Genomic DNA, 26925 nt, shown 5'->3' on the forward strand with positions numbered 1-26925 from the left:
TTTGTAAGACCTCGTTTTTCACCTATGCGACTTTATGCTTTATATCGATTCCATTTTGATTCTGTTTTCCGGTCAACTTCCCAAAGAATGGGGCTGTAAATTGACGGACCCACGGGATCACCCAGTAGTCTCCTCCAAATCGTCCTGCATTGTAACCGGCAAAGAGTATGAGAACCCCAAGAAGAATCATCCAAGGATTAACTGAAACGGTTCCAGCAAAGAGATACATGAAGTTCATCATGAGGCCAAAGAACATCGCTACTGTTGTTAATACACCAAGAATAAGTCCTACGCCTACAAGAAATTCTCCCCAAGCAACCAAAACGTTGAACAGCTTCACATTGGGAAGGGCGAAACCTTCAATAAACGAATTATACATCGGATACAATACGTCTTTATGAGGGCCAACAACCGGTTTTGCAATAATTCCTTGCATAAAGCCTGTTGCGTCGAAAGGTTTCGGACCAGTGAGTTTTCCCCATCCGTCGTTCATCCATTGCCATCCAAGATACAGTCGAATCAAGCCCAAAATTCCTGCTGCATATACATTTGTACGAAGCCAGTTAACCATATTAATCATCCTCACTATTTACGTCTTATGATGAGTGTTCCGGCCGGATCACACCATTAGGAGGTTCCTATACATTTGTTATAAACTTTTTTTATTATAGCTGCACATTTATTTATTGGTATTCATAAATCATTCATAACTTTTTGAACAAATATTGAATTTGGAAATAAAAAAAGGCATCCAGATCATCTGAATGCCTTATCGATTCCAACCCTATTAAAAAATACTCAAATCCCATTCTTGAGCAATGTGCCGTAATAATGAAACCCCGCCAACACTATTTCCGCACTCATCAATTGCAGGTCCGTAAATTCCGATTCCACAGCCATTTGGAAACGGCGTTCCAGGTCTTGGACAAGCAGGTACGGAAGCCATGATTCCACCAGAAACCCCACTCTTCGCTGGCACACGGACAAAAGCGGCGAACTTTCCGGAGAAATTATACATGCCGCAAGTAAGCATTAACGCTTTGGTGATTCTCGCCACTTCTTTTGACATCACTTGCTCTTTGAGGACAGGATGGTAGCCATCCTGAGCCAAAATTAATCCGATTAAGGCAATGTCTTGTGTCGTTACTTCTATCGAGCATTGTTTCAAATAGACCTCTAGCGTTTCTTCTACACCAGATTCTAAATAGCCAGTCTCTTTTAAATAATGAGCCAGTGATCGATTGCGGTGGGCAGTTTCCCATTCCGATTGAAACACGTCTTCGTTGATCTGAAGTCGTTTTCCTAGTAAGACTTCCAACAACATCATCACATTCTCCAATTTATCCTTAGGAGAAGAGCCTTTTAGCATTGAAGCCACCGTGATCGCTCCTGCGTTAATCATGGGATTAAACGGCTTTCCTGGCTTATGTGATTCCAAACGAATAATCGAATTAAAGGCATCACCAGTCGGTTCAACATCTACCCTGTCCAACACGTAGGAAACTCCATGATCCAAACATGCTGCGACAAAGCTGATGACCTTCGAAATACTTTGTAGAGTAAAGGGTACATTCCAATCTCCAGACGACATAAACGTTCCATCGGGAGCGGCAATGCAAATGCCCAGGTGCGACGGGTTTACTTTTTCTAATGCAGGAATATATTTAGCACATTTCCCTTCGGCTGTATGAGCGCGATGTTGAGCTACCCATTGGTCGAGAGAATGAGCAATGATCTCTTGAAGCATTTTTCTCAACTCCACTTCCATCGACTCAGAATGCTATAAAATTTGAATTCAGAGAAAAATAAAAGCATATCCTGCCCCTTGGCAAAAATATGCTTCATGCACTATGAATGGCGGAGAGAGTGGGATTCGAACCCACGCACGCCTTACGACGCCTAACGCATTTCGAGTGCGTCCCCTTATGACCACTTGGGTATCTCTCCGAGTCAATTCAGCAACACTAAATATAACAAAAAGTTGTTGATGTGGCAAGCAGATATGTTAACCATCGCTTGCATTTCCTCCTTCAATAGGACAATATTAACTATGATACAGAAGAAGAGTGAGGAAACAGAATGAAACGTGAACGATTGGATAAAGTGCTGGCCAGTATGGGCTTGGGCACACGTAAAGAAGTTAAACAGCTTGTTAAGGAAAAACGAATTGAAGTAGATGGTGCAATCGCCACAGACCCGGGAATGCACGTCGTTGCGGAACAACAAGAGATTAGCATTGATGGTGAGCCGCTTCAATACAAGCGCTGGGTATACGTCATGCTGAACAAACCACCCGGTTTCATCTCAGCAACTGAAGATCCTCGTCATAAGACAGTTGTCGATCTTCTTCCATACGAATGGGCCATCAAAGTTCATCCAGTGGGAAGACTTGATATTGATACAGAGGGACTTCTGCTTCTAACGAATGACGGTCAGTTGTCGCACAGCCTGCTTTCTCCCAAGAAAAAGGTCGACAAAGAATACTTCGCTCGCATTGAAGGAACCGTGACAGAAGAACACGTCCAACTTTTCGCCAATGGAGTTGTTCTAGACGATGGGTACGAAACCTTGCCCGCCAAACTAGAAATCCTCTCCTCTGGCACCACCTCCGAGATTCGTGTGACCATCATGGAAGGCAAGTTTCATCAGGTTAAACGCATGTTTGCCGCATATGGTTTAGAGGTCATCTACCTCAAGCGACTTCGTATGGGCTCCCTGCATCTGGACGAGTCCCTCGAACTGGGTGAGTTCAGAGAATTGACTGATGAAGAGCTTCGAGCGTTGGGCGGAGGAACTCAATCCGAATAGAAGTCAGCAAGATTACCCGAATACCAAAGGATAGCCTATGAGAGGCTATCCTTCTTTTTTGCCTGACGTTTAGTTCCGGTGCAAAAACTTGTTCAGGATAATTCCTGCCCGCTTCTCTAGCGCAGGTAAATTCTCAGGGCCTGAGAGAAGATCAATCAACTCCCATTTCTTTGCGGATAAACCGGTTTCCTCGAACAGTTCTCGCTTGGCTGTTTCCTCCAACGTCTCGCCAAGCTCCATCGCTCCGCCCGGCAATCCCCAATCATGTGTGTCCGAACGTAACTGAAGCAGAATTTCTTGCTTCGGATTCTGTACGATGATGGTTGAACCCGGTATGATCAACGGCCTCTTGCCAACAAGACTTCGCAAATCCGCTACATAATCCCCCATGTTCCTCCCCCTCATTATTTGGCGACCTCAACCTAATCATCCAATACATCCCCTATTTTTTACGCAAGCCGCGGAAAAAGTCCTTCAACAACTGACTGCATTCTTCCTGAAGTACTCCAGCCAGGGCGGGAACCTGATGATTAAACCGTTCTTCCTCCAGCAGATTCATTAACGTTCCGGCACATCCAGCCTTGGGGTCAGTCGCTCCATACACAACCTTTTCAATTCGGCTTTGAACAATCGCCCCCGCACACATCGGACAGGGCTCTAACGTCACATACAAGGTACAGCCAATAAGCCTCCAACCGCCCAGACGTTCACTCGCTTCGCGTATAGCAATCATCTCGGCATGAAGTGTGGGATCTTTACCGGTTTCGCGCAAGTTATAGCCTCGTCCCACTATCACATTGTCTTTAACCACCACGGCACCGATTGGCACCTCCCGAAGCTCCCCTGCTTTCTTGGCCTCGGCAATGGCCTCTTTCATAAATCGTTCGTGTTCAAACTGATGGCTATCCAAATGCTTTCGTCCTTTCATCCGCATCGATTGTTTTCTCAGTATAACGAGGGTATTACATCATTGGCAAATCATCCATATTTACACGTTTTTACAAAAGTGATATCATTGTGATATCAACTTGATATCCTTATAGTCAGCCATTCAAGGAGGTTTTTAAGATGAAAGAACGAAAAGCTTGGGCTATCAATGGTTTTGTTGGTCTGCTTTTGCTTCTAGCTTTGCTTGCCTGTGGAGCATATGTACTTGCTGTAAAAGAATCCTCTGCGGGAATTCTTCTTATTGTCCTTGGTATACTCGGTTTGAGCGGAATTACGACTGTTCAGCCTAATCAGTCTCAAGTGGTTACTTTTTTCGGTAAATATCTGGGGACTATTCGTGAAAGCGGAATATGGTGGACGGTTCCACTTTCCTTGCGCCAAAAAGTGTCATTACGAGTGCGCAACTTCAACAGCAAGACACTAAAGGTAAATGATATCGAAGGAAATCCGATCGAAATCGCAGCGGTTGCGGTGTTTCGAGTGATTGATTCTGCCAAGGCGATCTTTGATGTAGATGACTATGAGCAATTCGTAGAGATTCAGAGTGAAACAGCCCTGCGCCATGTCGCAAGCCGCTATCCGTACGATTCCTTTAATCAGGAAGGTTCCTCTCTTCGCGCTAATTCTGATGAGGTCGCCGGGGAACTAGCTCAGGAGCTGCAAGCACGCTTATCCGTTGCCGGTGTGGAGGTAATGGAAGCTCGATTAACCCACTTGGCCTATTCCACTGAAATCGCCAGCGCTATGCTACAAAGACAACAAGCGGCAGCCATCATCTCCGCGCGTCAAATGATCGTAGAAGGCGCGGTAGGCATGGTTCAACTAGCCATTGAAAAAATCCAAAAGGATGGAATTATTGAACTGGACGAAGAACGTAAAGCGGCTATGATCAATAATTTAATGGTGTCTATCGTGTCTGACCGCTCGGCGCAACCTGTTGTGAATACAGGCAGCCTATATTAAAGGGGGACTTCCCCATGTCAGAAAAAAAGAAGTTCCTCCTCCGAATGGATCCTAAAGTTTACGATCAGTTAGAGCAATGGGCGTCAGACGAATTCCGAAGTGTGAACACACATATCGAATTTCTACTAAGAGACGCCTTGAAACGCGCAAGCCGTCTGCCGTCCTCCAAGCGAACTCCAGAGACCTCAGACGAGCAAGACCTCGAATAAGCTAAAAAACCGGCAGTTTGGCACAATGAAGTGCCTCTGTCGGTTTTTGGTTCAAGGATGATCTATACAAATGAGTACTCGTACAACTCTTCCACACGATGATAAATAATGATTTCCTGTAGCATCGGATCGGCTAGTGGTTCATAACTAATCACAAACAAGTATTGATCAATCAGGTAAGAAGGCAGTTCTTGATACATATAATCCTCTTCCCGATCATCAAACGGATGCTTCTGTACCTTCCTGTAATACAGATGAAATTCGACCTGATATAACGCTCGATCCTCAAGCTTTTCCTGTAGGTCGGCGATCAGCTTCTTTCGTGTATCCTCTTTATAGCTGCTCTTCGTATCCCGCGTGATCTGCATCTGGTGCAGGATCGGAGAAATATTCTTGGCCACTGTATCCATTAACAGAACTTCTTCTTCCCGAAGATTCTCTTTGGTCTGTGCAATGACCAGAAACCCCTGTGGCAAAGAAGCAGTTAAACTCCATTCCGAGTGACCAATCGTAATCGGTGAGATCACCAGGCAATTCCCTTCTTGCATCTTCTGCAATAATTCTGGATCGCTTATATAGTGTGTCACTGCGTCCGTCGTAAAATGAGCAATCGTCTCTCCATCTATCGTCCCATCCCAGGTTGTCGGTAGCTCGAACGAATAACCCTTCTCAATGTCCAGCCCAATCTCGTGCTCGATTCTATAGTTTCGAGAGGTAGATTGAGCATCTTGTTGAAAACAAATGAATGCTTTGCTCACCCCAAATGACAACGATAATGTTTTCAATGTAAGTGAACACAACTCATCCGGCTCTTCACAATGATTGATGTTTTTGATCAGCCGATTGAGTGTGGCAAGTGTATTGAACTTTCTCTCGATCAGTTCTTTTTTCTTCATCAATTCCTCAAACAGCATCGCATTATGAATCGCAATGTACGTTGCCGAGGCAAGTGATTCGATCAGCTCAAACATCGACGAATCATAGCTGACCACGTCGTTAACTGAATCGCTTAACGTAACAAAACCAAGAATTTGGTCTTTTACAATCAAAACAATATAGTTGGCATTCAGCTGTTCAAAATCCTCCCAGTTGACAAAAATGGATTGAATCAGCTCACGATCTTCATCCATACGCAGCACAACTTTGTTATGTTGGTAGCTAGTATCGCGCAGCTTGAACTCCGCGTAAAACTGTTGAAAGGATTCCACATTGCGGTATCCTTTGATTTTGATTTTTTGGGCAATGCCATCATAGATGCCAAAGGAGGTGATCCTGCTGCTGGAAACCTCGCTAAATACATCCGTGGCAATGGCAAACAGCTTTTCCAGCTTTACTTCTGACAGCAGAGCCTTGGTGCTTTGATTGATCGCAAAAAGATTAAAGATTTTTTTATTCAATTCACTGTTGGTCACCTGCAAATCGGCGTAATGACGGGAATTCTCCAGTGAATTATTCATCAGCTTCATCAGCGTATTGGCAATCGAGAAATCATCCTCGCCGAAATCACCTGTTGCTTTCCCATTAGAGACGATAAAGCCAAACAGAAAATCGTCAATAATCAAGGGAATCACCAATTGCATCTCCAGCTGTTCAATATCCGTTTGTTGAAAAAAATGATCAAAATGAGCCCGAATAACCTCCCCATGAAACGTGGCAATCCGATGAAGAGCCGCAGAGTCCGGAATACTGGGAAGCTGCTTGGAATAAAGCCTCATCTTGATCGGTATATAGTGCTCCCCTCGCTTCAGATAGAGAGCCGATTGATTCAAGGTTAAGATTTCATTGGCAAAATCAAGGGAGTAATTGGCTAATTGCTCTACGTTAAACTTGGTTGAAAATACTTCGATGGCTTGCAGCAGTATTTCATACCAGTACAATTTGTTAGTAGATGACTTGGATGACATCGAGAGCATGCACTCACTCACCTTTCCGTAAATAATTGGTTACCCATCACATAAAAAGTCCCGGTCGTCACTTTTTCAATTCGCTCCTGAACATTCTTCAGCTGCATCATAGTTTTGGGGTAAACCTTTTGCAGGATGGATACTTGTCCTTCTCCTCTCGTCTCTAGGTACTCCATTAGCCCTTTGCGTTTCGATTCCATTTCATTGAGTCGCATGACCATGTCTTCATACACCTTGATATACTTCTTGAATTCCTCTAGTTGTTTTTCCTCCATCTTATGCAAATACATCTCGTAAATCTCTAACTCTCGCTTAACCCCTTCAAGCTCTCGGAGAGATTCTTTGTATACTTTTAACAGCTGGTCTAGCTCTTGTTTCACTTCCTGCCGATTAAATCCAGCCACGTGAATATGAGTGGGTCGCTCCAGCTTATTCCCCACTTCAGCCGCAATCACCTGTACCTCCGCTCGAACTTCTCCTCCGACAATCTTGCCGCGCTGTTGGTCGAGAATGATATTTTTGGCTTGAAGCACACTTCCGATCGAATACAACCCGATATGAATCGAATTGCCCGCCACCACGTTACATTCATTGGCATGCTTCAAATAGACGTTATTGGCGGCTTGAATCAAGGCTTTGCCTTTGCCGAACACACCGCCCTTGATAAAAATATCCCCACCTCTGGACTCAATCCGCTCGATTGAACCTAGTCCCATGTTGCCCAGTATAGAGATATCCTGATCAGCCACCACGCTAAATCCATCCTGAACCACTCCGTGTACCGTTACACAGCCCTTAAATTCAATGTTTCCCGTATCTAATCCCACGTCCCCCTTGATGACCAGATGGCGCAGAATACCAATTTTCCCTTGGTCAAACTCTACAGCCCCATCCATCAAGGCGCGCAGGACAATCTTCCCATCTTCTTCTGATTCATACACTGTTTGAGAGTCATAGAGTAGAAACTTATCTTTCCCCGGTGTGGCTGGAATCGTCTCACCCGTTACCGTCATTCCCGGAGTCCCCTCAGTGGCGGAAATTTTTTCTCCCAGCCACTCTTGTTCTTTCACCAGGCTGGTAAAATTCATTTCATAAAAATCGGCATTCCCGTCATGCCGGATCGCTGGTTTCTTGTCCGGTATCTCGTAATACGTAACAACAGCATCCAATCCGTTAATTGGCGGTATCCCTTTGGCAATGACGATCTCCTGATTAGCGGCAAGCCCATTCTGCAGGACGTCCACCAGAATCCCTTCCGTCACCTGGGCTTCTCGCAGCTTGGCAATTACGTTGGCTTGCATATCCCTCTGTTTCAAAGCGAACTCCTCATCTGGGAAGTTCAGCTTGACGCGCGCCTCCATCTTATCGCGGGATACGGTAATCTCAATATCTTCCCGGATATGTCCAACTTCCGTTTCTTCCCCCGTTGCCGCTTGAATCGCTGATCGGAGCGCCATAAAGTTTTTGATCACAATACGAGGGTTCTCTTTTAGAATCGGCTCCAAATCCTTGAGTTGAAATCCGGAAGCAGCGACAGAGATATAGACTAGGGAGCCTTTCAAGTAGAGGGTGAACCATTCGTTTGTCATGATTTTCTCCATAAAGATCCCTCGCTTTCTAGTTAATAGATGAAAAAAAATCCACCGTGGAAAAAGGTGGATACTACTATTCTACTATTTCGTTTTTCCCAAAACTTTTAATTTTCTGTGACAAATGTTACAGGTTGTGCAGTTTACCAAAAAAGGCATTCATTTCCGGGATAATCCATTGATCTAGAATCTCCTGTTCTCCTTTGGCAACCAACTGGTTAACCAACACATCGTGCCAGATGTAATCTTCCAATAAATACAGATGAACAGGATCATCTGTATAGAACGCATTGCCGTCGCGTACGATAGAATGTCCATACAACAGCTCTTTACTGTCGATGGACAGGATAAACCAATTCTCCTGGTTCAAGCTTCTCATGTAATCATTCATTCGATGCTGATGCAATCCGCTCATCGGATGGTCAACCTGAAATGCAATTCCACGAATGCGTACCCCTTCTCGCTCCCGCTTCCGCAAATCCTCCTCCAGTTCCTGATACATCTCGTTCCAAACCGATAATGTAATCTGAAAGCTAGCTCGTCTGATCAGCATACGACAAAACGATAAGATATTCTCTGCGCCACGAACTGTCGCGACATAATTCTCTTTTGAAGGACCTTTGTTCTCCAGCTTCTTCAGTTCAGTTTCTACGGTATGATAAGTGGTCTCCCATTTTTTCTTCACTTTATCTAAGAAAACCTCGACGGGAACAGCTGTATACAACTTCGAGCCGTCATCCTCTTCTTCAACCATTACCGCTCCACGATTGACGAGTGAAACCAGGGTATCATAGACTCTCGCTCGGGGCAGTCCAGACTCCTTGCTGATTTGATAAGCATTGGTGGTTCCCTGACTAACCAGAGAAATATAGGCTTTTGCTTCGTATTGCGTCATCCCGAAGCTTTGCAGCATCTCCCATAGCTGATTCATACCAATTCCCCCTACCTCATTCCTAATACATGCAGTAATCCTACTAACGAAAAGGGACTGACCACGGTTGTTAGAAGAATAACCATAGCTAAACTACTCGTATCCCGCTGCTGTTCTTTGGCCAAGAGCAAAAGATTGATGGATGTTGGCATTCCGAACATCAGGATCATTACCGCTTTTTCCAAATTGTTATCTGCTAACCATTCGGCAAGTGGATAGGCTACGATAACAGGCAAGACGAGTTTCAAAACACTTACGAGAATCGCTTCTTTCAATTGATCCAGTCGGAAGGAATTGCGCCTTAGTTCACCACCTGTTAACAGGAGCGTAAGTGGCAAAGTCGCTTGTGCGGCTAATCCGAGGAATTGATCAACGGATACAGGCATCGTAACCCCCCATTCTCTCCATATCAAGCTGATGGCAACCGCGAATAAATATGGATTCTGTACCGTTCGTCTGATGCGACTTCTCCAATCTGACACATCGCCTACCTGAGCAAAGCCAAACAACGCCATATAGACGTTAAAAGACAGTGCAACAACAACACCATAGGGAACGGCCTCTTCTCCAAAAACATAACGGACAACAGCCAATCCGAAGTACCCTACATTAGCCAGTGTAGCCGCTAACGAGTTCCACTTCGCTTGTTGAGTAGCTTCGGATTGAGGATATAGGCGTCTCATAATCACCAGTAACAAGCCGTAAACAATTCCTGTTGTCAGTAGAAAATGCAGGGTAATCCGACCCAATGCTCCCAAAGAAACCTGTGAATGAGTAAACGACTGAAAAATCAGAATCGGAATTAAATAATAAAGACAAAGAGTTGCTAGTGAGCGATTCATCTCTTCCCTTCGTTGTGTCACATATCCGAGCGCCATAAAACCGAACACAACGACCATTGCTTCCAACATATCCTCCACCACCCATTAGTCACTACTTGAATAGTAACTATTGTTTTTCGAAAATTCAAGCTGAATTTTGGGGATTAATGTATCCGAATCCGCTGTTTATTTCACCGATTTTTTATTGATAAACAAAAATGATGGCCGTAACTGAAACGAATATTCCCGATCTACAGTCAAAGAAGTATACCCATTAAGGAAGAGGAGGAACTAGAATGAAAATCACATCAAAAATCCTTAGCGCTGCCTTGTTGACTGCCATGACGGTGAGCAGCTCCGTTTCCGTTTATGCGGCAACAGCTCCTGTTAACCCAAACGTTCACGTACAACCGATAAGCTCAGCTGTATCTTATCAGCTTATTATTAATGGAACTCCATTAGCCTCTGAAAATACACCTGTATATGTCAACAAACAAGGAGTGATCATGATTCCTTTGCGCCCATTGGCGGAACAGCTGGGCTACCAAATCAAATGGAATCAAGAAAAGCGAAGTGCCGAACTAACTAAAGGCGCTCAATGGACAGCCGTCACGCCGGGCAAGGACCAGTATAACTTTGCGAAAATGTACCTTACCTTAGGCACAGCTCCCGAGTCTCGCCAAGGAAATACATATGTTCCCTTGTCTTTTGCCAAACAAGTATTAAAAGCCCAAGTCAGCACAGATCAAAAAGGAACCATCAAAATCGACGATCCTCTGCAAGCGATATCTCAAAAAGGGACAATCTCCAAGGTTACCCTTGCTTCCCGAGGCGATAAAGTAAAAGGCTCCATTCTCGTCAATGGAAACGCGGATGGTGTCGTGTTAACGATCAGTTCGGATACAGTCATCGTGAATCAAGAGAATAAACCCTTATCCATCAATGATCTGAAACTGGGGACATCTGTAGAATTTGTTCACGATCCCATTATGACCATGAGCCTGCCGCCAATTACCAACGCGAAAAAAATTATCGTCAACGATAAAGACGTAGCCCCAGTCGTGTTAGGAACAGCAGGAGAGGTCATGGACATAACGAAGTTAGAAGATGGAAAAGCGAAGGTCCTGATCAAAGGGCAAAAATTAAGCGACAATTCATTAGAGGAAATTGCTCTGATAATCAACAAAGATACACCGATTATTGATGCCAGAACTCAGCAGGCAGTAACAACTGATGCCTTGAAAAAAGGAAGCATCGTCTATGGATTCTACGGCCCGGCAACCACTAGAAGCTTGCCGCCAATTGGCCAAGCCATCAAGCTAGTCGTTGAACATGCAGATCAAGTGGTAGCCCCAAGATAAACAGGAAAAACAAACAAAAAAACGCGAGTTCTCTGTACGGGAATTCGCGTTTTTCATTCATATGGTGACCCACATCCTATTAAAGCAAATAGTCCCCGCAAAAACGAGGACTATATAGAGTCAAGGATGTTCATCTAATAGAAGCCTATGTAGTAACCATTATCAAATGCAAGTCTTGTTTCTAATCTTGTGATAGGTAATTGAAGTTCTCTTTTGGGATTTTTGGGAGTTCTATACCCTCACCATACTTTTCAATGTACGGAGCCAATAATGTTATATCTGGAAACGCCGATGCCAAACTCATATCAACTTTTTCAAACTTAACATCTGCAGCACAACTTTCCTTTACATCAATTAGACAATCGATCATTAACCCTATATTTTCCCAGACTTCACTATCTAGTTCTGATGGAGAAAAGACAATAACCTTGATGACATTTTTCCTATTAAAGATGTGATCATCTTCCCCCGGTTCATATTGATCAAGTAGATGAGGAAAGTCATTAATACTACTAGGGCGTCGTATATCCACTAACAGGATTGAACATATTTTGTCTCCAATATAACTTTTTTGAACATTAAAAAACTCTAAATTCTTAGTTCGAAGTAACCTTTTCATTAGATACATTAAATCATCTCCTGCTAGGTATTATCCCGTGAGCTTACAAACGTAAAAAGACTCCTAGAAAACAATAACATAAAATTATCCAAATACTACATTGCCGCCCTTAGAAAACTTCTCCATTGTGAAATTGCATAAACTTCAATTATTACATCCCCTACCATAGCAATTATCATGTTTGCAGCACTCGTTACTTGCTTATCATCGTTTAGATCATAGTTTTTCTTTGCAACTGCTTTGAGTGCATCTTTAAGTTTTTGTTGTTTTTTTGCTCCTTTTTTATAAATGTCTGAATTTCTTACCTTTTCAATATCTTTTTTGCTAAGTTTTCCATCATCTAAAGTTTTTCCGTGTGATTCTGTCCCATCGCATGCCTCAACTCCTACTTCGTCACCACTTTTTTCATATACATGAACATGGTATTTTTGATCCGTATATGCCCTAGGAGGATCGAGCCTTACATTATACCGCCCAACTTCTTGCCAATCACCGCCTGCACCGCCACCTCCTGGATCAGGAGCATGTACTACATTTGTTGGGGATACTGAAATTGTTTTTGCTCCAGCTGAAGAAGGACAGATAGCAAACGAATTTAAAATTAGTGACATTAAAAACAATACTGTTAGTACCTTTTTCATTAAAATCATCCTTTGTACTTAGTTTATTTATTCGCAACTAAATTCAATATACGATTCCTAATTTTGTGAATTTTTCTTTCCCAATTTTTCGTAATCGTCTCGCAAACTCTCATCTTTCTCTTTGTTTAGTTTCTGGAATTTTTCGTAAGACTCTTTATCATAGCCGGGCAGAAGTTGAAACGATTTTAAAACCGAATCTTTTTCATTAAATAGTTTGGAATATTCCTCGTAATCTTTTTTTTCCTTTTCATTTTTTTCATCATATGCGGCTCCTGTTGGAGAGAATACAGTAACCACGACAGGCCCTCTCTCACCAAGTTTTTTCTTTAGCCCTACATATGCTTCGTCAATGGCAAACTGAATTTCTGTATCCATTTCAATGGTAAAGAGGGTAACATTCTCAGAGTTGGCTGCTTTGTATTGTACATCCACGCCCCACTCTGTATCCTTACAGATAAATTTGTCCTTCCAAGCCTCAGGAAAGCTAATAGAGAACCCAAGTTTTTCATTTTTGTAAGTGCTGCTTACGGCTTGATAGTCTGTCGATTGTGCTACTTGTTTTTTTTCAGTAGTTTCGGTTGGCTTGGGATCAGTACAACCACTAAGAATGGACATCAGGAAAGCAGCACAAAGAACTACAACTGTTTTTTTCATTTTTACTCCCTCTAGTTTACAGTTTAATACTTCCATCATCTTGAATGACTCTACGTACAGCTGTTACATTCATGTACTTCAGAGGTGTCAGTTTTACATTTCCTTCAGAGTTTTTAGACTGTGGCCCTTCATGCAGTAGCATTCCGTCACCTGCATAGATGCCAACATGGCCCCCTCCATCAGTAAAAATAAGATCCCCAACCTTATAATTTCCGCCCACTTTCACTTCTGTTCCTACTTTAACTTGATCTTTGGTCGTACGTCCAATATTTGTATTTAACTCAGTAAGATACACTGATGAAGTAAAACCTGAACAATCCATAGACTTCGGCTTCACTTTGTTCAGATTGACTGTTCCAGCTCCCGGTTGTTCATAAGGAATTTTTCCTATCCATTTTTTTGCCTGATCCAGTATCTTGGTTCGTTGCTCATCAGCGGTCGGTTTTTTGCCGCTTGCAGAAACTGAATCAGTTGATTGAGTTGCCGTAAATAAACGAGAGGCATCATCACTAATTTCTATAGTGTCCTGCTTGGTCCTTTTCTCTTCACTTTTTACCGCTTGCTCCATCTTTGACGGCAATAGATACAAGTTGGATATTTGTCTGCTGTTGGCTAGAAGGTCCTGTCTTGTAGAGTAGGAATTGCGCTGAATTGGTTCCATTTTCCTTTATCCCCTTATCATTTATTTATCAATCTGATAACCAATATAAGGGATTCGCGTGTCTTTACTGTGTCCTCGGGATGAACTTTCCGGAAACATATATTAGGAAAAATAAGTAGCCCTGAAATTACAAAAGTGTTAGATTTGCCAAAAACATGACTCATCAATATAATGGAGTGTAGGTACAGAGTAAGGAATACTCTAATCATGATATCTACCTGTCCCCGTAGCTCAGCGGATAGAGCGACAGTTTCCTAAACTGTGCGTCGGAGGTTCAATTCCTCTCGGGGTCACCATAAGCGAAAAAACCTTGATGTATCAAGGTTTTTTCTTTTTGTATATGAAAACCCCCAGTTCGACTGGGGGTTTCGGAAAGCTTTTAGCTATAAGTAGTCATCCTTTGAACCCAATGATAAGATGAGAGCCGGTCTGCCAACCGCAATCATCATCAAAGGAGGACAAGGAAAGCTGATCGTCATTATTCTTAAATGTGAAAAGGGATGCTATTGTTCAAAAGGCAGCGTAAAATAAAAACTTACTCCTTGCTCTTTATTCTGGACTCCAAATTGGCTTTTGTGCAATTCTAAAATATTTTTCACAATTGCTAATCCTAGCCCGGTTCCGCCAGACTTTCTTCCCCTCGACTCTTCCACTCGATAAAATCGTTCCCAGATGCAATCCAAAAGATGATCTGGTATCGGCTTTCCTTTGTTTTCAACTGAAATAAGGGAACAATCCCTTTGAATAGCGACTTGGATTGTAATTATACTCTTTTGAAAAGAATAACGGACCGCATTGCTTAATAGATTGACTAGTACCTGTTCAATTCTTTTTTTATCTGCAAATACGTTTGTTTCTTTATCTATGAATGTATGGATATAAAGCTGCTTTTCCTCCAAATGACAACTAAATTTATCGATGACCTCGCTAATCAAAGTTTGTATACAAAAATTATCTTTTTTTAGCGAAACGGTTTTTGATTCCAGCTTAGACAATTCGAGCATGTCTTCCACTAGCTCATCCATTTTTTCTACCTCATCTAAAATCACATGGATATAATGGTCCAACCTATCTTGGGCTATACCATCCTGTACTCCCTCCGAAAAAGCCCGAATGATTCCTAGAGGCGTTTTCAGTTCATGAGAAGCACTTGCGATAAAATCCTTTCGCATATTTTCCAGAGAACATCTGCGCTCAATGTCCTTTACGAGTTGTTCATTTGAGTTTTGTATTTCAAGCATACTTTGATTGAGATTAAACGCCATCCTGTTTAAACTGTCCGCTAAACTTCCCAGTTCGTCGTTTGAACGAATATTGGCTTTTGCAGAGAAGTCTAGTTTGGCCATTCGAAGGGCAACTTCTTTTAGGTTAATTAACGGCTTGGAGATCATTTTAGATATGAAAAATGCAATGATCACCATAACAATGAATACGACGATAAATACGTAACCAAAATATACTTTCATGGTATCTACTGCTTCACCAACCGGTTGAAGGGATGTCATGGCAAATGCTAGCTCATCTTTTCCTTTTATATTGGGAACCCGACAAACTTCAATCAAGTTTTTGATACCACTTAGCTGGTCAATCCATTCGAACTGAACATATATATTCCTGTTAAGCTCAACCAAATAATTCTTAGAATTGCTGAACCATTCATGGATCGCGTCATACATCATTCCTTCCTGCATAAACTGAGTTTGCAAATTCCCATTGCCCGGAAATAGAATGTCAGTTACATTCCCGCTTATATGTTCAGTTGCTTCAGGTAAAGCTGATTCCGTTGACTTCCAGATAATCGAATTGTTCCTATGGTTTGTTCTAATCTCCAAAGGTACAAAAATCTTACTTGTTTTATCATAATAATAGCCGTCAATGGTTACTTCCATCCCATAGCTTAGTTTAGATTTGGTTAGTGACTCTAGTTGAGTTAGATCATCAAATGAAACCTTTACAGTTTCCTTATTCGTTGTCTGTAGAAGTATTCCCAGCATATTCAAGTGCATAATAATTGATTTGTCATCTATGATAGCAACTTGAGCATTGGTTTCTGATGAAAACTGTGAAATTTTTTCTGTGATTGTATGCTCATCCCAATTACTCCGTGTATACTCTGAAAGGAATGCCTCAACATTTTGATGAAGCTTTTCTGCCTTTTGTTTCTGGTAGAACTTTTCAAAAAAAAGCATTTGGCCATAAGTCGCAAGAGAATAAGATAAGAGAAAAAAAACAGAAATTAAGAGAAATAATTTATAGACGATACCAAATCTAATCATTTCTCCTCCTCAAATTTATATCCTATTCTCATCACAGTTCGAATATAATGCCCAACTGAGCCAAGTTTTCTGCGAATCTTTTTGATATGTGTATCAACCGTTCGCACATCCCCCAGATAAATATATCCCCACACACGATTCAGGATATTTTCTCGTGATAAGACAATTCCGTGATTCTTCACTAAATAAAGAAGCAGTTCAAATTCTTTAGGAGCTAAATCAACTTCTTTACCATCAACCTCGATTCGATGAGATTTCTCATTTATAGTTAGCTTCCCGTAAGAAAGATTTCTTTCCTCTTTGCCAATCAAACCTTCGGCGCGTTTCATTAGTATTTTCGACCTGGCGACCAATACTTTAGGACTAAACGGCTTCGTAACATAATCATCTGCTCCAAACTCAAATCCCATTAGTTTATCATCGTCATCTGAACGAGCCGTAAGAAAGATAATAGGAACATCTGATTTTTGGCGAATTCGTTTACATACAGTCCATCCATCAATTTTTGGAATCATTATGTCTAAAATGACAAGATCCATTTGATAGGAACTAAATAGATCTAAAGCCTGTCTACCATTATCACATTCATAAATATTCCAATTTTCTTGTTTAAAGTAGTCAGTTACAATTTCTCGCATACGGTTCTCATCTTCAACTAAGAGAATGTTCTTCATAATTCCCCTCTATCCAAATAAGTTCATTAAACAGATCGAATTATTAGACACATAAATCGTTTTAATAAATCCGATATCTTATGTATCAAGAGATTCATGTTACGAAAAAAGGAGTACCTACCCATTGCATCTTTTGGAAGAACATTACTATTTTAGACTATTTATAGTTATTTTCCATAGTTTTCAGATTTTTTCTCATATTCCCTCAAATTTTTCATCCTTTTTTCAGACTATTTTCAGAATGACTTGTTAGAATAATCCCAGAAAATAGCATGATCTGAAAAGGAGCGATTTTTGATGTTTACCGAAATGCCTCTACATCCTGTACTTGTTCATTTCCCTATCGCATTATTGACTGCTGGTGTTCTTGCTCAATTGTTAGCTATTTGGAAGCGGGATCCATTTGACCGAATCGCCACCTATCTGTTCCTTGGCGGTTTCCTTGGAGGTATTGCAGCTTACCTTACAGGTGATGGAGGAGAAGAATTTGTCGGAAAGCATTTTGGCGGTGATCTCGAAAGCTTCGTTTCTCCTCACGAGACATTTGCCCTTTGGACATTGATTGTTTTTGGAATTATTTTAGCGATTAAGATTCTCCCATGGCTTAACAAGTTTTCTCGTACCTTGCTCCCACTCGTTGTTGTTCTTTCTCTGGTAGGTACCGGTTTTCTCGTTCAAACGGGACATCTAGGCGGCAAAATCGTTTACCAAAGCCAATTAGGCAACCCCAATGCGGTTCAAGAGCATGAACAAGGTGCAGAAGACCACGACTAGTAAAATGGCTCCCAAAGTATTTTGGGAGCCATTTTTTGATGAGCTTTTATGCAAGCTTATTTATTTTTACCTGTAATTTTTTCGAGTCCACCCATATATGGTCGAAGGGCTTCAGGAATCACAATCGTACCGTCAGCTTGCTGATAATTCTCGATCAGCGCAGCTACTGTACGTCCAATGGCCAGTCCAGAACCGTTCAATGTATGCACGAATTCCGGCTTGCTCTTCGTGTCGCGACGGAAACGAATGCTGGCACGACGCGCTTGGAAGTCTTCGAAGTTAGAGCAAGAAGAGATTTCACGATACGTGTTGTAGCTTGGAATCCACACTTCAATATCGTATTTTTTCGCTGCAGTGAAGCCTAGATCTCCAGTACACATGCTCATGACACGGTATGGCAAGCCAAGTAATTGAAGAACTTTTTCCGCGTTGCCAACCAGGCTTTCCAGCTCTTGATAAGAGTCTTCCGGTTTCACGAATTTCACCAATTCGACCTTGTTAAATTGGTGCTGACGAATCAGTCCACGAGTATCGCGACCAGCGGAACCCGCCTCAGAGCGGAAGCATGCGCTAAACGCCGCATAGCGAATGGGAAGTGCCTCTCCATCCAGAATCTCATCGCGGTGCATGTTGGTTACTGGTACTTCTGCGGTAGGGATCAAGAAATAATCAGGACCTTCTACTTTGAACGCGTCTTCTTCAAATTTTGGCAACTGACCTGTGCCTGTCATGCTCACACGGTTCACCATGTAAGGAGGAAGAACCTCTTCATAGCCGTGTTGGTCCACATGCAGATCCAGCATGAAGTTGAACAACGCGCGTTCCAGTCTTGCTCCCAGACCCTTATAGAAAACAAAGCGGCTTCCTGTTACCTTCGCTGCTGCCTCAAAATCAAGGATACCTAGATCCTGAGCCAAGTCCCAGTGCGGTTTTGGTTCAAATTCGAAGGTTTTCGGTTCTCCCCAGGTTCTCGCTACTACGTTGTCGTCTTCACTTGTTCCGATTGGTGTCGACTCATGCGGCAAGTTGGGCAGACCCAAGAGAATTTGCTCCAGTTGCTCATCTAGTTGACGAAGCTCTTCATCGAGAACCTTGATTCGATCATTTACGTCTTTCATCTCAGCAATCAGATGATCAGCGTTTTCTTTGTTGCGTTTCAGTACCGCTACTTGTTCAGAAACGGTATTTCGTTTATTTTTGAGCGCTTCACCCTCCTGGATCACTTGGCGGCGCTTTTCATCCACTTCCGCAAATTGATCAAGTGAAGATATATCCTCATTGCGATAAGCAAGTTTTTGGCGTACTCCTTCTAAATCCTGACGCAATACTTTGATGTCTAACATAGCGAACATCCCTCCAATACATATTTAGACAAAAATAAAAACACTCATCCCGTAAAAGGGACGAATGCTTATCATCCGCGTTGCCACCCTCGTTGGCTTCTTGAATCAAATACGATCAAAAAAGCCCGCTCAACTGCACGATAACGGTGTGCGTCCGTATGAGGTTGATTCCCTCACCACTCCGAGATGGATTCTTCTGTCCATTGGTTCGGTTTGCACCATCCACCGACTCTCTTGACCAGCTAGATAACAGAGTACTTGTTCTCGTCAACGTTTTCCTAGATCATACCTTTATTCTTTAAATTTACTACAGATTCTATACACATGTAAAGAAAAAAGCACCTTATACAGGTGCTTTTTGGGATTTATATTCTTTTACCATCGAAACGAAATACTGATGGAATCGATTATCTTCTGTCAGTTCCGGATGAAACGCGCACGCGATGAATTGACCATCTCGCGCCGCAACAATTTTATCCTCGTATTGGGATAAAATTTGCCCATTCAATCCGACTTCCATGATATATGGCGCGCGGATAAACACAGCGGGAAAATCCTCCGCTACCCCAGCTATAGGCAGGGCAACTTCAAAGCTTTCCTTTTGTCGGCCAAACGCATTGCGTTCTACCTTGATATCCATCAATTTGAGGTGACTATCATCTTGTCCATTAATACGGTTTGCGAGTAGGATTGCCCCAGCGCACGTTCCCATGATCGGCTTTCCAACGTGAGCAAATTCACGAATGTCCTCCATGAAACCGTACTTGTTCATCAGCTTGCTGATGGTTGTGCTCTCTCCACCTGGGATCACCAAACCGTCCAAGCCTTCGAGGTCTTCTAGCTTTTTCACGACTCGAACTTCTACTCCGGCAGTTTCCAACATGCGAACATGTTCAGCAACTGCACCTTGCAAGCCGAGCACCCCAATGTTGATTGTACTCATCTTACCAACCACGCTCTTGCATACGATCAGCTTCTTTGATTTTGGAGATCTCGATACCTGTCATGGCAGTTCCAAGACCTTTGGATACACGAGCGATCAATTCGTAATCGGTGTAGTGAGTCGTTGCTTCAACGATCGCGCGAGCAAATTTCTCAGGGTTTTCGGATTTGAAGATACCGGATCCTACGAATACACCGTCAGAACCCAATTGCATCATCAACGCCGCATCAGAAGGAGTCGCTACGCCGCCAGCTGCAAAGTTAACGACTGGCAATTTTCCATTTTTGTGAACATACTCAAGTAAATCGTAAGGAGCACCCAGGTTTTTCGCTTCAGCCATCAATTCATCGTAGGACATGCTTTGTACACGACGGATTTGAGCTTGCACGGTACGCATATGACGAACAGCTTCCACGATGTTGCCTGTTCCTGGTTCACCTTTGGTACGGATCATGGATGCGCCTTCACCGATACGGCGGAGTGCTTCACCAAGATCGCGGGCACCACATACGAATGGAACTGTAAATTCTTTTTTATTGATATGGTACACTTCATCAGCCGGGGTTAAAACTTCACTCTCATCTAGGTAGTCAACACCCATAGATTCAAGTACGCGAGCTTCTACGAAGTGACCAATACGAGCTTTGGCCATGACTGGAATGGAAACGGCATTCAATACTTCTTCGACAATACTAAGGTCTGCCATACGAGCTACGCCACCGGCAGCACGAATATCAGACGGTACTCGCTCAAGTGCCATTACGGCTACAGCACCTGCTGCTTCTGCGATCTTTGCCTGTTCTGCATTGACAACGTCCATGATGACGCCGCCTTTTTGCATTTCTGCCATTCCTCGTTTTACGCGAGATGTTCCAATTTCAACCATTGATCATAGCCCCCTACGTATGTTCACTTTATTTTCACTGTGAAAAAGCTATTAAACACCTCTATATTAAACCATGGAATAGATGAATGACAACCAAATTACTAGGTTTTGGAAGCCCCGAGCAACCATTAAAATTTATCCAACAACACCTTTAAAAATATTGCTGAAAAATTGAATGATGCTTCTAAAGAACAAGCGAATCCAGCTTCCTTCTTCTACATCTTGGGAAGCAACCAAGTCAATGCCGCCTTTTTGGAGGTCATCTGGTTGAAGATAATCATTTTCTGTTGCCCCATCCGCTTTATAAATCAACTTTCCGACAACTTGTCCTTTTTTGATAGGAGCTGTCAAATCGTTCAGTACAACTGTTGGTTTTAATTTGTTCTCTTCACCCACTTTGGAAAGCAACATAGCGTCACTGCCCAATTCAACTGGAACCGTTAATTCTACACCTTTTTTCACTGGGGCAGTTTCATAGCCCTTGACCGGAGAACCTTGGGGGGCTTTTTTGGTTAGCTTGTAGGTGCTGAAACCATAGTCAAACAGTTTTTTCGTTTCTCCAAATCGCTTAGTTTCACTGTCAGAACCCATCACGACGCTAATGAGTCGCATTCCATCACGCATAGCGGTTCCTGTAAAACAATATCCCGCTTGATCTGTATGCCCAGTTTTCAATCCATCTACGCCAGGATACTCATTATTCAAACCTGGAAGCATCCAGTTATAGTTTGCCTTTTTCTGTTCCCCTGGTTGTCCTTGACGGAATACAAAACGTGGAATCTTAGAATATTCAAGAGCTTCCGGGAAATCACGAATCAACGAACGTGCGAGAATAGCCGAATCACGCGCAGTCATAAGGTTGTCTTTATTCTCTGTTTGAGGTGAGTATGGACCTAATTCATTTGCCGGTAAACCTGTGCACGTTACGAAGTAAGAATTCTTCATTCCTAATTGCTTCGCCTTGTCGTTCATCATTTGAACAAAGTTGGCTTCACTTCCGCCAACCTTTTCCGCTAACAAAGCGGTCGCATCATTCGCAGATGCAATGGCCATTGCTTTATATAATTCTTGAACACTAAACGATTCTCCCTTATTCAAATAAACGCCAGAAGAATCCCCCATTTTGGCGATGAAGAAAGCATAATCACTTACCGGAACCTTCTCGTCCCACTTAATTTTGCCTTGCTTAATCGCTTCAAGTACTAAATACTCTGTCATCATTTTCGTCATACTTGCTGGTGGTAGAGGTAAGTCAGGGTTACTGGAATAAAGGATCTTCCCAGTAGATGCTTCAATCAGAATCGCTGATTTGACCGCTAAACCAAGATTAGCTTGTACCTCTGCTGCTTGTACTTGAACAGACGCCCCTAGCAAGGATGAACCAAAAATGGCGACAACAAATAACAAGATGGTGAGCCGCTTTGTCCATCTTTGCATCATTGTGTATCACTCTCCCATAAATTTTTTCATAGGTTTTTATGAAAAACGTCCCCCACGTTTTTCATGATGTGACCGCGAGCGATCGTTAGACGGTTGTAACCGTTTTTGTGCATACACACAAACACTAGTGTACCATAAACAATAGGGATTTTCGCAGGTAATAGGAGGGCTTCCACTAGTAAAAAAGCCCCTTTTTTCATAGATTGTTCTTCATTTAATTAGAAAAACTGGCACCCGTTGCAGGTACCAGTTTGTGCATAAGATCGAGGCCTCCAACTTTTTAGGAGATGGAGTAGTTTGGAGATTCCTTGGTAATCTGAACATCATGCGGATGGCTCTCACGCAATCCCGCACCCGTAATACGAATGAAGGAGGAGTTGTCTTGAAGTTCCTTAATGTTCTTCGTTCCGCAGTATCCCATACCAGCACGCAAACCGCCAATTAATTGATAAACCACATCAGCCAGAGGTCCTTTATAAGGAACTCGTCCTTCAATACCTTCTGGGACAAGCTTCTGTTCGTTTTCTTGGAAATAACGGTCTTTACTTCCCGCTTTCATAGCTCCGATGGAACCCATCCCTCGGTACACTTTGAATCGTCGTCCTTGGAAAATCTCGAATTCGCCAGGGCTTTCTTCTGTACCAGCGAAAAGACTTCCGATCATAATTGCCGAAGCACCAGCTCCAACGGCTTTTGGCAAATCACCGGAATATTTGATACCACCATCCGCAATAATCGGGATGTTGTATTCTCTTGCTACAGAGGCACAATCGTAAATGGCGGTAATTTGTGGAACACCAATGCCCGCAACGACACGGGTTGTACAAATTGAACCCGGCCCAATACCAACTTTGATCACGGAAGCACCAGCTTCAATCAGGTCACGTGTCGCTTCGCCAGTTGCTACGTTTCCTGCGATAATGGTGAGGTCTGGATACTCTTTGCGAAGTTTACGAACCGCTTCCAGTACGCCACGGGAATGACCATGGGCTGTATCGACAGTAAGAACATCTACCCCTGCTTTTACCAATGCAGCTGCGCGTTCATCTAAATCAGCGGATACACCTACTGCAGCTCCACACAAGAGTCTTCCTTGTACATCTTTGGCAGCGTTTGGATACTGGATGGCTTTCTCAATATCCTTAATGGTAATTAAACCTTTGAGAACGTTATGATCATCCACTAATGGGAGCTTCTCAATTTTATGTTTCTGCAGAATCTCTTCCGCTTGTTGTAATGTAGTGCCAACTGGGGCAGTAACCAGATTTTCTCTGGTCATCACGTCAGCAATTGGAGTGGAGAAATCGTGAACAAAACGAAGGTCGCGGTTTGTAAGGATACCAATGAGATGGTTCTTCTCATCAACGATCGGCACCCCAGAGATACGATATTTACCCATCAATTCATCCGCGTCAGCTACACGATGACTTTTTGTAAGGGAGAACGGATTAGTGATTACGCCACTTTCCGACCGTTTAACACGATCCACCTCACCAGCTTGTTGTTCAATGGTCATGTTTTTATGGATAATACCAATACCACCCTGGCGAGCCATCGCAATAGCCAACCCAGATTCGGTTACGGTGTCCATCCCAGCACTAATCAGTGGAATATTTAATTTCACAGATTTGCTTAATTGAGTGGAAACCTCTACATCCCTTGGGAGAATCTCTGACTTAGCCGGAACTAACAGAACATCGTCAAAAGTTAGTCCTTCCTTCACAAACTTATTTTGCCACACTACGGTTATCCCCTTTCGCCCCGAAAATGTTTTATCCAGTTTAGCAAACCACTTAATTTAATGTCAAGAAATGCTTATAACGTTCGTAATATCAGGAAAAAATAGGGTTTAGATGGACCGAAATTAGATGGCATCGCATTATTTTGCGAATATTCTGTTCTTGAGGTGAACTTATTGAATGCTTACAAGCTGGAAGGATTATCGTTATTTGGAAACAGAACCAACCGCCCGTAAATTTCTTTGCCACCAATATCAGCTTCAACAGATCGCCCATCCTGATCGCCATGCTTTTCATCAAAGTAATCGTTTTTTATACACAATCAAACAGGCTCGCGCTTATTATCAGGCGGCACAAGGTGCTGATTTATTAATAAAACCGCTGTTGCTATTCTACGGATGTATTAATTTGCTCAAAGCCTTACTGATTTCCCAAGACCCTCTCTATCCGCAAAACACGAGAATGTTACAACATGGCGCTTCCACTCGTAAAATCAAACGAAATCCTTACAGCTTGCTTGAGGATGAGGTTCGCCCGCAAAAAGAAGGACTTTTTTCCGTACTCGCCATAAAGTTTCCACTCCCAATCATGTCCGACCGTTATACCGTTCACCAGTTGTTTTCTTATTTACCGGAGATGCACCAAGACCTTAATCGATTGGTGGAGAAGCGATACTGGCATAAGGTTTCATTGGGAGCTAGTCATGATCGATATGTGTTAACCTTCCCTAAAGTTGAGAATGGAATGCTCCTTTATTCTTCAGAAACCTTTCTTGATTTGTTGAATCGCTTATTGCCTGAAGATATTCCAGCTCGTTTTGAGGACAAGGATCTACAAGACTATTCAACTTCTGCAACGAAGACCGTTAGCTTTGATCCTGTACTTCTTCCACATCTGACCCGGCACCCACTTTTTTCAAAACATGCTGAGAACCTATATTTTTGGAATCACTCAACTGATGACCCTCCTCTCCCAAAGTGGGCCACACATTATTTGCTTTTATATTTGCTTGGCATGTTATGTCGGTATGAGACAGCCTGGTGGGGAGAGCTTGTCCTGTCTCACTCGTATGCGGAGATTTATTTAGTCGAGCAATTTTTGCGTACGCATGAGATTGAATTTCCACAATATATTTGGAACCATTTTGAATAAAAGACTTTCTCTACTTCCTTTCCCAAGCAGCTTTACTATACGTATTGGTTGCGTCCCAGATCAGATACTGATCTACGCCAACCGCGTACCCTGCTTGAATTTGCTCCCGGACCTGTTTGCTGCCATAAGTCATATGGTTTTTTAACCATCTTGCTGTAAAGTCCTGATACCAAGGACGAATCACTGCGGTATTTTTCTTCTGTTGCCGCATCAGGTTGTTCTTTCTCTTTGCATCGCGTAAACCAGCAACAATGGTTGCATACGGTTGCGCATCGGGAACCTTGATCCCATACGTACCGTTTGCATAATGAGACGGATACATCATGGGGGATATGTAATCGGCTTGCTCACTCAGATACTCCCACTGTTGTCCTATCCCCATATCGTCAGAGACGGATGGAACCAAGCCAAACACATCCACAGATATATACACATGAAAAGGCTCTAATTCTTTGCGGGCATACGCCAGAAAATCGGCGATAAGCTGTTTCTTTTTCTTTCCATCCGGTTGATAAAAGGCTACTTCCTGATCAACCTTTTGACCATTGGTTGGGAATCGCACATAATCAAACTGAATTTCTTTGAATCCTTTCATGGCTGCTTCTTTGGCCAATTGAACGTTATAGTCCCAGACTTCAACTCGATACGGATCAATCCAAAGCACTCCTTGGGCGTCTCGCCAAAGTCCACCTTGTGTTTTGTGCATAGCCCAATCCATTTTTCTCGTCGCTAATAATGGATCCTTAAAACAGACGATCCTCGCAATCGGATAGATATGGTGATCGCGCATGGTTTGAATAATTGAGTCAATATCGGATATGAACCTCTTCTGATCGCTTTGTAACGTCTTCACCAAAGGGATAGATGATCGATACGTCACCTTTCCTTCATCCTCTTTCATGTCGATCACCATGGAATTCAGTTCAGTTTCACGTACAAATTGAAGGAGTTTGTTGAACTTCTCTCCTCCAGCTGATCTCCCCGATAAGTAAATTCCTTTCACTTTAACAGACTGTTTACTTCTGTATAGTAAGTCCGGTGAAGAAAGCAGCGTATCTTCACTCCATTTATCTCTCTGAATGATGGGTTGCTGTACTTTTTTGCTCTGGGCAGCCTCCGCTATTTCACTATCCAAAAATATATAAGCGTAACCTCCCATTCCCAAGAGGAAAAGGAAAACAATTAAGGGTTTACCATTTTTCATCTGAACCCTCCCTTTTACCAGGCAGTTTTTTTCTTTAGTATGACAAGATTGCCCTGATACCTTGTTTGAAAATTTATTCCTTTATTTACAGGGGCGTGCAGCATTTCCATTTATGTATTGTTTTTATCTGGATCCCACATATAGCAAATGTTGGCCGCTATCGAATTTAGTTCTGTTATAGCAAAAAAGCCTTGATGAATTTACTCAATTGAGTAGATTCATCAAGGCTTTTTCTTCCGTTTATTTGTACCTTCAAAACTGGATACACTCGATATGCTAAGGGATTAAACGTGGATAAGTCCTCGACCGATTAGTATTCGTCAGCTCCATGCGTTGCCGCACTTCCACACCGAACCTATCAACCTCATCGTCTATGAGGGGTCTT

The 26925-nt window shown here is 42.7% G+C and carries 25 protein-coding genes, 2 tRNA genes, 1 rRNA gene, 1 pseudogene and 1 other annotated feature; of the genes and pseudogenes, 7 read left to right on the forward strand and 22 right to left on the reverse strand.

Annotated features, from left to right (window positions below):
• Positions 1–22: 22 nt before the first annotated feature.
• The 3 genes from ACQCN2_RS21620 to ACQCN2_RS21630 all read right to left on the reverse strand — a co-directional run bounded on the left by ACQCN2_RS21620 (position 23) and on the right by ACQCN2_RS21630 (position 1947).
• Complete coding sequence (locus tag ACQCN2_RS21620; RefSeq protein WP_426931036.1) at positions 23–571, reverse strand: DoxX family protein; 549 nt, start codon at positions 569–571, stop codon at positions 23–25.
• 216 nt (positions 572–787) lie between these two features.
• On the reverse strand, positions 788–1768 hold the full coding sequence (locus ACQCN2_RS21625; protein WP_426931037.1) for a glutaminase: 981 nt from the start codon (positions 1766–1768) through the stop codon (positions 788–790).
• An 87-nt stretch (positions 1769–1855) separates the two neighbouring features.
• Positions 1856–1947, reverse strand: a tRNA-Ser gene (locus tag ACQCN2_RS21630).
• Between the two features lie 132 nt (positions 1948–2079).
• On the opposite strand from ACQCN2_RS21630, the gene ACQCN2_RS21635 reads away from it, so the two are divergent.
• Complete coding sequence (locus ACQCN2_RS21635; protein ID WP_426931038.1) at positions 2080–2808, forward strand: pseudouridine synthase; 729 nt, start codon at positions 2080–2082, stop codon at positions 2806–2808.
• Between the two features lie 132 nt (positions 2809–2940).
• Here ACQCN2_RS21635 and ACQCN2_RS21640 read toward each other — a convergent pair.
• Positions 2941–3198 (reverse strand): annotated as a pseudogene (locus ACQCN2_RS21640) (NUDIX domain-containing protein); the annotation flags it as partial.
• A gap of 52 nt (positions 3199–3250) precedes the next feature.
• Positions 3251–3718, reverse strand: coding sequence for a tRNA adenosine(34) deaminase TadA (gene tadA, locus ACQCN2_RS21645; RefSeq protein WP_426931039.1), 468 nt, complete (start codon positions 3716–3718; stop codon positions 3251–3253).
• Positions 3719–3876: 158 nt separating this feature from the next.
• Here tadA and ACQCN2_RS21650 point away from each other — a divergent pair, with 158 nt between their 5' ends.
• Together ACQCN2_RS21650 and ACQCN2_RS21655 are read left to right on the forward strand one after the other, a co-directional pair.
• A complete protein-coding gene (locus ACQCN2_RS21650) occupies positions 3877–4719 on the forward strand; it encodes an SPFH domain-containing protein (RefSeq protein WP_426931040.1) in 843 nt (280 codons plus the stop codon).
• A gap of 14 nt (positions 4720–4733) precedes the next feature.
• Positions 4734–4928 (forward strand): type II toxin-antitoxin system antitoxin, encoded by a 195-nt coding sequence (locus ACQCN2_RS21655; protein ID WP_426931041.1) that lies wholly within the window; start codon positions 4734–4736, stop codon positions 4926–4928.
• A gap of 62 nt (positions 4929–4990) precedes the next feature.
• Here ACQCN2_RS21655 and ACQCN2_RS21660 read toward each other — a convergent pair whose 3' ends face one another.
• The 4 genes from ACQCN2_RS21660 to ACQCN2_RS21675 form a co-directional block, all read right to left on the reverse strand.
• Positions 4991–6841: a GAF domain-containing protein gene (locus tag ACQCN2_RS21660; protein ID WP_426931042.1), complete on the reverse strand. Its 1851-nt coding sequence runs from the start codon at positions 6839–6841 to the stop codon at positions 4991–4993.
• 8 nt (positions 6842–6849) lie between these two features.
• Complete coding sequence (locus ACQCN2_RS21665; protein WP_426931043.1) at positions 6850–8421, reverse strand: flagellar assembly protein A; 1572 nt, start codon at positions 8419–8421, stop codon at positions 6850–6852.
• 127 nt (positions 8422–8548) lie between these two features.
• Entirely contained in the window at positions 8549–9352 is an 804-nt protein-coding gene (locus ACQCN2_RS21670) for a TrmB family transcriptional regulator (protein ID WP_426931044.1), read from the reverse strand.
• Between the two features lie 11 nt (positions 9353–9363).
• On the reverse strand, positions 9364–10263 hold the full coding sequence (locus ACQCN2_RS21675; RefSeq protein WP_426931045.1) for an AEC family transporter: 900 nt from the start codon (positions 10261–10263) through the stop codon (positions 9364–9366).
• A gap of 206 nt (positions 10264–10469) precedes the next feature.
• On the opposite strand from ACQCN2_RS21675, the gene ACQCN2_RS21680 reads away from it, so the two are divergent.
• The gene (locus tag ACQCN2_RS21680; protein ID WP_426931046.1) at positions 10470–11534 is read left to right on the forward strand and encodes a copper amine oxidase N-terminal domain-containing protein; all 1065 of its coding nucleotides are present in this window, start codon (positions 10470–10472) and stop codon (positions 11532–11534) included.
• Positions 11535–11715: 181 nt separating this feature from the next.
• Here the strand turns inward: ACQCN2_RS21680 and ACQCN2_RS21685 are convergent, their stop codons facing one another.
• From ACQCN2_RS21685 to ACQCN2_RS21700, 4 genes are all read right to left on the reverse strand, one after another.
• Positions 11716–12162 (reverse strand): hypothetical protein, encoded by a 447-nt coding sequence (locus tag ACQCN2_RS21685; protein WP_426931047.1) that lies wholly within the window; start codon positions 12160–12162, stop codon positions 11716–11718.
• An 86-nt stretch (positions 12163–12248) separates the two neighbouring features.
• Complete coding sequence (locus tag ACQCN2_RS21690; RefSeq protein WP_426931048.1) at positions 12249–12794, reverse strand: hypothetical protein; 546 nt, start codon at positions 12792–12794, stop codon at positions 12249–12251.
• Positions 12795–12851: 57 nt separating this feature from the next.
• On the reverse strand, positions 12852–13487 hold the full coding sequence (locus ACQCN2_RS21695) for a hypothetical protein (protein ID WP_426931049.1): 636 nt from the start codon (positions 13485–13487) through the stop codon (positions 12852–12854).
• Positions 13465–14109, reverse strand: a complete 645-nt coding sequence (locus ACQCN2_RS21700; protein ID WP_426931050.1) for a C40 family peptidase — start codon at positions 14107–14109, stop codon at positions 13465–13467. Before ACQCN2_RS21700 ends, ACQCN2_RS21695 begins: the two co-directional genes overlap by 23 nt.
• Before the next feature lie 220 nt (positions 14110–14329).
• Between ACQCN2_RS21700 and ACQCN2_RS21705 the strand changes: the two genes are divergently transcribed.
• Positions 14330–14405, forward strand: a tRNA-Arg gene (locus tag ACQCN2_RS21705).
• A gap of 207 nt (positions 14406–14612) precedes the next feature.
• On the opposite strand, the gene ACQCN2_RS21710 is transcribed toward ACQCN2_RS21705, so the two are convergent.
• The gene (locus ACQCN2_RS21710; RefSeq protein ID WP_426931051.1) at positions 14613–16385 is read right to left on the reverse strand and encodes a sensor histidine kinase; all 1773 of its coding nucleotides are present in this window, start codon (positions 16383–16385) and stop codon (positions 14613–14615) included.
• The gene (locus ACQCN2_RS21715) at positions 16382–17062 is read right to left on the reverse strand and encodes a response regulator transcription factor (RefSeq protein ID WP_426931065.1); all 681 of its coding nucleotides are present in this window, start codon (positions 17060–17062) and stop codon (positions 16382–16384) included. Before ACQCN2_RS21715 ends, ACQCN2_RS21710 begins: the two co-directional genes overlap by 4 nt.
• 294 nt (positions 17063–17356) lie before the next feature.
• On the opposite strand from ACQCN2_RS21715, the gene ACQCN2_RS21720 reads away from it, so the two are divergent.
• Positions 17357–17833, forward strand: coding sequence for a DUF2231 domain-containing protein (locus tag ACQCN2_RS21720; protein WP_426931052.1), 477 nt, complete (start codon positions 17357–17359; stop codon positions 17831–17833).
• A 56-nt stretch (positions 17834–17889) separates the two neighbouring features.
• Here the strand turns inward: ACQCN2_RS21720 and serS are convergent, their stop codons facing one another.
• From serS to guaB, 5 genes are all read right to left on the reverse strand, one after another.
• Positions 17890–19176: a serine--tRNA ligase gene (gene serS, locus ACQCN2_RS21725; protein WP_426931053.1), complete on the reverse strand. Its 1287-nt coding sequence runs from the start codon at positions 19174–19176 to the stop codon at positions 17890–17892.
• A gap of 53 nt (positions 19177–19229) precedes the next feature.
• Positions 19230–19456, reverse strand: a binding site (T-box leader).
• Between the two features lie 63 nt (positions 19457–19519).
• A complete protein-coding gene (gene pdxT, locus ACQCN2_RS21730) occupies positions 19520–20119 on the reverse strand; it encodes a pyridoxal 5'-phosphate synthase glutaminase subunit PdxT (RefSeq protein ID WP_426931054.1) in 600 nt (199 codons plus the stop codon).
• 1 nt (position 20120) lies between these two features.
• On the reverse strand, positions 20121–21005 hold the full coding sequence (gene pdxS, locus ACQCN2_RS21735; RefSeq protein WP_426931055.1) for a pyridoxal 5'-phosphate synthase lyase subunit PdxS: 885 nt from the start codon (positions 21003–21005) through the stop codon (positions 20121–20123).
• A 135-nt stretch (positions 21006–21140) separates the two neighbouring features.
• Positions 21141–22445 carry a D-alanyl-D-alanine carboxypeptidase family protein gene (locus ACQCN2_RS21740; protein ID WP_426931056.1) on the reverse strand — a complete coding sequence of 435 codons (1305 nt, stop codon included), beginning with the start codon at positions 22443–22445 and terminating at the stop codon, positions 21141–21143.
• Between the two features lie 280 nt (positions 22446–22725).
• Positions 22726–24186, reverse strand: a complete 1461-nt coding sequence (gene guaB, locus ACQCN2_RS21745; protein WP_426931057.1) for an IMP dehydrogenase — start codon at positions 24184–24186, stop codon at positions 22726–22728.
• A 178-nt stretch (positions 24187–24364) separates the two neighbouring features.
• On the opposite strand from guaB, the gene ACQCN2_RS21750 reads away from it, so the two are divergent.
• Complete coding sequence (locus ACQCN2_RS21750) at positions 24365–25336, forward strand: YaaC family protein (protein WP_426931058.1); 972 nt, start codon at positions 24365–24367, stop codon at positions 25334–25336.
• 10 nt (positions 25337–25346) lie between these two features.
• On the opposite strand, the gene ACQCN2_RS21755 is transcribed toward ACQCN2_RS21750, so the two are convergent.
• Both ACQCN2_RS21755 and ACQCN2_RS21760 read right to left on the reverse strand, forming a co-directional pair.
• Entirely contained in the window at positions 25347–26540 is a 1194-nt protein-coding gene (locus ACQCN2_RS21755; RefSeq protein WP_426931059.1) for a putative glycoside hydrolase, read from the reverse strand.
• A gap of 290 nt (positions 26541–26830) precedes the next feature.
• Positions 26831–26925, reverse strand: a 23S ribosomal RNA gene (locus tag ACQCN2_RS21760); the annotation flags it as partial.

The organism is Brevibacillus ginsengisoli (genome assembly GCF_050113715.1).
In the GTDB taxonomy this organism is placed as follows: Bacteria; Bacillota; Bacilli; order Brevibacillales; family Brevibacillaceae; genus Brevibacillus_H; species Brevibacillus_H ginsengisoli.